Here is a 4,088-nt window from a genome sequence, read left to right as displayed (position 1 = left end):
ACCGTGCACGCGGGTCCGGTGGTGCAGCGTTCGCGGACGAACGCGCTGGTGGGTGAGGCGGTGTCCTGCATGGTGGTGACGGCCTCACGGCTGGAGGGGGGTTCGGTGATCCGTCCGTTGCGCTGGAGGCGGGCGAGCCCTTCCAGTGCCCAGTTGAGGATGCCGGGCATCTCTGCGGTGAGCCGGTCGAACAGGGTGGGATCTTCCTTGCCCAGCCACGACGTGCGCATGCTGAGCAGGATGAACCGTTTGGCGATGACGCCGGAGGAGTCGCCGAAGTGCGGCAGCTCGTTGGACAGGACCACCAGCCGGGTGGGCAGCTTGCCGGTCCACACCGCGCGGTATTTGCGGTCGATGTCGATGGTGTCCTCACCGGAGATGGTCAGCAGCCGCTCGACGACCTGACTGTTGTCGTTGCCGGACAGGCGAGCGTCGGAGATTACGGCGAGGGGCTTGCCGACCAGGGTGGACAGGCCGAAGTTCGTGCCCAGTCCGGCGAGGGTGGGCCCGGCAAGGTTCTCCCGTCCGACCAGCTCTTTGAGCACGCGCGCGATGGTGCCCTTGCCGGAGCGTGAGGGGCCGACGATGAGCAGGATCTTCTGTTGGTCGGTGCGGCCGGACAGGACGTAGCCGAACCACTCCTGAAGCGCGGCGACAGCTTCGGGGTCCTCGGGCCAGACCTGCGTGAGAAACCGTTCCCAGGTCGGCGCGGTGGCGTCGGGGTCGTAGGCGAACGGCACGGAGACCAGGTTGAAGAACCCGGGGCCGTGCGGCAGAAGCGCCCGATCCTGGATGCGCAGCAACCCGTTCTCACAGGCCACGATGGGGCCGTGGTCCTGCCCGGTGTCGCCCTGGTCGTCGATCCAGGCGGGGGCGTCGGTGTCGGTGGGCAGCAGGGTGATGGCCCCGAGGGCGTCAAGCAGGTTGCCGATCTTCTGCTTGGTCGGTGCCCAGTCGCGATTTTCGGGCTGTCCGTCCTTGCCGGGGGTCTGGAAGACCGTGTGCTCAAGCCGGGTGTACATGGCGGCGCGGATCTGTGCGTCGTCCGTCTCGCGCCAGCATGTTCCCGTCCAGCGCATCCACGATGCACGCCAGCGCCGGCACACAAGCTGTCCGTCCTCGGTCTGCCAGTCGGGCAGGAGACGGCGGGCGACGGACAGGGGGTTGGACGGCGGCGGCAGTTCCTCGGTGGCGGTGGGCTCGGTCATGCCGCGTGCCTCCCTTCCTGGGGGGTGCGGAGCGGGCAGGTGTCGCGGTGGGCGGTGTGGTCGGTGATCAGGGCGAGCACGCGTCGGTGTCCGACGGCGCTGCGGTCCCGGCCGCACAGGCACCGCGAGGTCGCGGTGGGTACGGCGCCCTTGGGCGCGCTGATGTGCAGCCACGCCACGGGGAACCGTCCGTCTCCCCGTGGCGGGTGAGGGCGAACAGCAGAAGTGACGCCCTTGCGGGCGGCGCCTTTCGGCTCGCCCACGGTCGGCCGGACGCTGCCCGGTTCGGCGGCGTGCGAGCCGGTCGGGGTGTTGGTGATGCTCTTCAGAGGGGGGCGGGAAGGGGTGCTCATGCCGTCCCCCTCTGCCGGTTGTGGGCGATCGACCAGTTCAGCGCGCTGCGCAGAGTCGACCGGCACTCGGCAACGGTGAGACCGGCCGCCTCCCCCGCCTCCTGAAGAGCCTGCTCAACCACACTCCGGGGAAGGTCGCCCCACGCGACGAACCGTCCCAGGGCTCGCGCCGCGCGGAAGAGAGCGGCTTCGCGTCCGCCGGTGACGGCGCCCGCCACGTTCCGCACCTCACCGGCAAGTGCGGTGTCCGCGTATCGGCGGGATTGCCCCGCTGTGGCCACTGAGGGCGCCTCAAGCGGCTTGGGGGCCGGTTGCAGGATGCTGTGCAGCCATCCGGGCAGAGGAGCGGCCACAGGGGCGCACAGAGCTTCGTACTGTCCGGCGGGGGTGGTGCTGCCCGTGGCGACGACGTAGCCGCCGTGCGCGCGGGTGTCGACCAACGGGCCGATGCTTCCTGCTGTGTTGGTCAGCCGGACGCCGGGCGGGGCGGTGAAGTACAGGTGTGTCCCGCCGCTCGCGGTCCGGGTCCGGTAGGTGGCCGGGGTGGGGTGGCCGGCGCGCTCGCAGAGCGCTGCGAAGGTCGCCGCGCCGCAAGGCGCGTCCGAACTGCCCTTGTCCTTGGGCACGTCCAGGTCGACCACGACCAGCCCCGAGGGGCCGGTCGCGATACCGACATTGAACGCGGCTTGCGACCAGGCGGCTCGGATACGGTCCGGGTCGGTGGCGGCACGCTGCTCCCACTTCAGATGGCCGGCCGCGCACGGGCCGGTGCGGGTGCATGTCTTCTCGCCGTGCAGGGCGGGCCGCTTGGTGCCGGGCCGTAACGGGAAGACGTGCCAGCCGCGTTCGGCGGCGTCCAGCGCTGCGGACAGCAGCGCGGATCGGGGGTCTTGGGTCATGCTGGAGGTCTCCAGTCCTGTCGAAGGGTGCTGGGTGACAAGGGCGGCCCCGTGTTTCTTGGCGGAAGCGGGGGCCGCCCTTGGCGTGGCTAGCTGGGGAAGTGGTTGCGCTTGAAGACGGCCCGGCGGATGTTCACCGTGGTCCCGCCGCGGTGGTCGCTGGTTCCGAGGATCTGGACGGCGATCCATCCGCCGAAGACGACGGCGGCCAGGATGATGAGCTGACCGATGAACGCGGTCAGGGCCGCGATGAACGAGGTGAGCAGCAGCAGCCCGCCGCACACCGCGAGGAACCCGACGCCCCCGAGGGCGACGTTCACCGCCGTGCGAGAGACGGCTGGCTTGGCGACGACCGGGGACGGCTGCGGGTGGTCGATGGCGTAGCCGGTGACGACACGGCCGTCCGGCAGGACGATGCTCGCCACCGCCGGAACGGTGCCCGGTTGCACCGGGACGACCGGCGCCGGCTGGACGACGACGGGCGGCGGTATCGGGGTGGGCTGGTAGGTGGTCACGGCCCGTTCGGCGGGCGCGTGGTGGGCAGGTTCGGGGTACATGCGGAATCCCTTCCGGCGCAGGGCCAGGGAGGCGACGGCACCCCCTTGTGGGGGCGCTCTGGAGGGGGGTTCGGGGGGTGTGACCTGCGGGCCTCCCTGACTCCCTGAACGATCATTCGCGCAGGTCAGGGCCAGGGAGGCGGGTCAGGGAGGCGGTTAGGGAGTTCTCCCTGTCTCCCTGACCCGCACGTGGTCGGCTCCCTGCCGTCATTCGGAGGAAGCGGAACCCTCACCGTTGCGGTTGGTCAGGGCGCGGGCGACGCGGTCGCGGGCGACGACCATGACGCCGTCGGACTTGTACGGCTCCGCGCCGGCGTCGTCCAGCACGCGCTTGAGGTCGATGAACGACCACTCGCCGTAGGCGCCCGGGTTCCGGGTGGCGAGCCGCGCCAACACGTCCTTGGTGCGGACGCGGGCCGCGTCGCCGACGACGGCCGCGATGTCGGCCAGCGGGTCGTGCTCGGTGGTCCGGTCGATGGCGTGCAGGGTGGTGACGCCGTCGCGCAGGGCCTTGGCCCGGTTAGTGATGGCGGTGGCTGCGTCGTCGTCGATGTAGTGCGTGCGCACCGTGATGGACGACTGTCCGGCCGGGATCGTGATGCCGTCGGAGGCGACGACGAGCGTTCCGCGGTCCAGGCCGGGCCGGAGCAGGTTGGGGGCGGCGCCGCCGTCGATGGCCTTGTCCCCGAGCGCCATGCGGGCCTGTGACTCGGTGCCGAGGGCGAGGGAGGCGCGGGTGTGGGCGCCCTCGCGCACGAGCTTGGGCAGGTTCTCGTTGGTCGGGTCCTGAGTGCCCTGCCACATCAGCACGTTCACCACACGGCCCTGATTGTGAATCTTGCGGACGGCCATGTAGTAGCGGCTGTTCGCCTTGGACCCGCCGTAGGGGCGCTTGTCCTCATCCTTGACCGGGCACATGAACGCCATCTGCGCCTCATCCACGAGCACGATGAGCGGCGGGAAGGTGGTGCCGGGTGGGGCCTGGAGCCGGCGGTTCATCTCATCCACCGCACCTTCCACCATCTCGGTCACCTGGATCACGTGCTCATCCGTCGGCCCCTGGATCAGGGT

Annotated in this window: 4 protein-coding genes and 1 pseudogene; all 5 read right to left on the bottom strand. The window is 70.6% G+C overall.

What is annotated here, in order from left to right:
* On the bottom strand, positions 1–1,208 hold a 1,208-nt coding region (locus B9S61_RS36855), incomplete at its 3' end, for a phage/plasmid primase, P4 family (protein ID WP_103546064.1).
* Positions 1,205–1,561, bottom strand: a complete 357-nt coding sequence (locus tag B9S61_RS43065; RefSeq protein ID WP_258040063.1) for a hypothetical protein — start codon at positions 1,559–1,561, stop codon at positions 1,205–1,207. The genes B9S61_RS43065 and B9S61_RS36855, both read right to left, overlap by 4 nt.
* Positions 1,558–2,460: a bifunctional DNA primase/polymerase gene (locus tag B9S61_RS36845; RefSeq protein ID WP_103546062.1), complete on the bottom strand. Its 903-nt coding sequence runs from the start codon at positions 2,458–2,460 to the stop codon at positions 1,558–1,560. The genes B9S61_RS43065 and B9S61_RS36845 overlap by 4 nt, the downstream gene beginning before the upstream one ends.
* Positions 2,461–2,549: 89 nt before the next feature.
* Positions 2,550–3,017: a hypothetical protein gene (locus tag B9S61_RS36840; RefSeq protein WP_103546061.1), complete on the bottom strand. Its 468-nt coding sequence runs from the start codon at positions 3,015–3,017 to the stop codon at positions 2,550–2,552.
* Positions 3,018–3,224: 207 nt separating this feature from the next.
* Positions 3,225–4,088 (bottom strand): annotated as a pseudogene (locus tag B9S61_RS36835) (ATP-binding protein); the annotation flags it as partial.

The organism is Streptomyces sp. SM1 (genome assembly GCF_002910825.1).
Lineage (GTDB): Bacteria > Actinomycetota > Actinomycetes > Streptomycetales > Streptomycetaceae > Streptomyces > Streptomyces okerensis.
Note: the sequence above shows the minus strand (reverse complement) of the source record. Positions and strands in the feature narration are given on the sequence as shown.